Annotated in this window: 2 protein-coding genes; both read right to left on the minus strand. The window is 35.2% G+C overall.

Annotated features, from left to right (window positions below):
* Nucleotides 1-145 precede the first annotated feature (145 nt).
* Nucleotides 146-931 carry a fumarylacetoacetate hydrolase family protein gene (locus U9P79_08995; GenBank protein MEA2104757.1) on the minus strand — a complete coding sequence of 262 codons (786 nt, stop codon included), beginning with the start codon at nucleotides 929-931 and terminating at the stop codon, nucleotides 146-148.
* 168 nt (nucleotides 932-1099) lie between these two features.
* Nucleotides 1100-1934, minus strand: an 835-nt coding sequence (locus tag U9P79_09000) for an MBL fold metallo-hydrolase (protein MEA2104758.1), incomplete at its 5' end; no start/stop codon positions are given.

A 1934-nucleotide genomic window follows, 5' to 3' on the forward strand; every position in this document is an offset into this window, starting at 1 on the left:
TTACAGGCATTTCCAAGCCGGATGAATTCCTATTTTTACAACAGGAAAGGGTTTATGTTCTTTACTGACAAGATATCGAATGATAATTATACAGAATTACTAAGAGTAAAAGCAGAGAGAAGTTTTTAATCTCTATTGATATTTTCTAACTGTCCACCTCATTAATTAATTTGCCGATTCCTTCAATTTCAATTTCAATCGTATCTCCGGGTTTCAAGAATACAGCAGGCTTGCGGGCAAAACCAACACCATTCGGTGTACCGGTCATGATCACCGTACCGGGATAAAGGGTAAAATTTTTAGAACAATAACTCAATAATTCTTTGGTTTTAAATATAAGATCGGAAGTGTTCGAATCTTGCATGATTTTACCATTTAGTCGGGATATTATTCTGCAATGATCGGGTTCAGCAAGCTCAGTTTCAATCCAGGGACCCAATGGACAGAATGTGTCAAAAGATTTACCTCTGGCCCACTGTTGGTCCAAACAAAGTTGACAATCTCTTGCGGATACATCATTAGAACAGGTATAACCAAATATATAATTTTCTGCTTCTTCTATCTCTACATTTTTTGCTTTTTTACCGATTACAATGGTAAGTTCAGCCTCATAATCAACTTCATCGGGAGCCGCTGGCGGAATAATGATCTTATCTTCCGGTCCAATCACACTTGATGTGGCTTTTAAAAAGATGACCGGTTTTTCCGGATAACCAAGACCGCTTTCCTCGGCATGTTTCTTGTAATTAAGTCCGATAGCAATAATGTTCGGTGGATTTATTGGGGCAAGCAATTTTACCTCTTCCTTTTTTATCGGTTGTGACCTTAACTTGAAATCTCCAAATACATCCCCTTCAATCGGAAAAATCTTCTCGTTTTCAAGTTTTCCGTAAAATACTTCACCATATTTTTGATATCTCACTATCTTCATGATTGCCCCCTATAATTTTGTATTGATTTATATAGTTTTACCTTACTTCCTGTTTATTTCTACTTATGTCAAATGGCAATGATACAAGAATTTACGGATGTTAAAGGCAAATTGAAAAAAATAATCTATATAGTGATGGCTTTGGATATTCTTCCTCGGCATTTCTAATTATATTTCTATCTCTGCTCCTACATTGCAGAAAAAGAAACGATCTCCAAATTCTTGAAATAATCGCATTGAGGTTTCCAATCCGGTACAATGAGAAACACCGATTTTTTCTATATCAAAGTTTTTTAAAGCTTGAATCGTTTTTTCTTTTGTTTCCTTACTTGCCGAGTCCAGATGAGTTCCGCCGATAATTGTGTGAATGTGATTTTGGCCGGTTTTATCAATAATATGATTAATAATATTTATTATCCCTGAATGTGAGCATCCCAAAATGATAATAAGCCCTTTCTCTGTGTTCACAATTAATGTTTGATCATCTAAGATAAAATCTTGAATATTGCCTTCACTAGTTTTGAGTAAAAATCTTTTACTCCCTTTTTCAAATTCAGTCAAACGGGGAATTTCTCCGCTCAATATCAAATCCGGTACAACTTCCCTAAAACCCGTATTAAATTTAAATTGAGCTCCTTTGCTTTCTAATATTTTCTGACGAAAAGGAATTCCGATATTTCTTTCTTTCCCTTTATCGATTACATAACTGTTTTTAAAAAGATCAGGATGAGAATATACATTTACTTTTCCTGTTTGTTCTAAAACTCTTAAAAGGCCTCCGGTATGATCATAATGATGGTGACTAATCATAATCCCTCGGATTGTTGATAGATCTTTATTAAAGTGCCGGGCATTATTAATAATTGCCATACCTTGACCCGTATCAAAAAGAAAATTTCCCTGATCACTCTCGATATAGACCGACCAACCATGTTCGGCTATTGCTCCAGCATTACCAAATACACAGTTTTCACAAAGAACTGTCGCTTTTCCTTTCATATCC

Source organism: Candidatus Cloacimonadota bacterium (assembly GCA_034661015.1).
In the GTDB taxonomy this organism is placed as follows: domain Bacteria; phylum Cloacimonadota; class Cloacimonadia; order JGIOTU-2; family JGIOTU-2; genus JAYEKN01.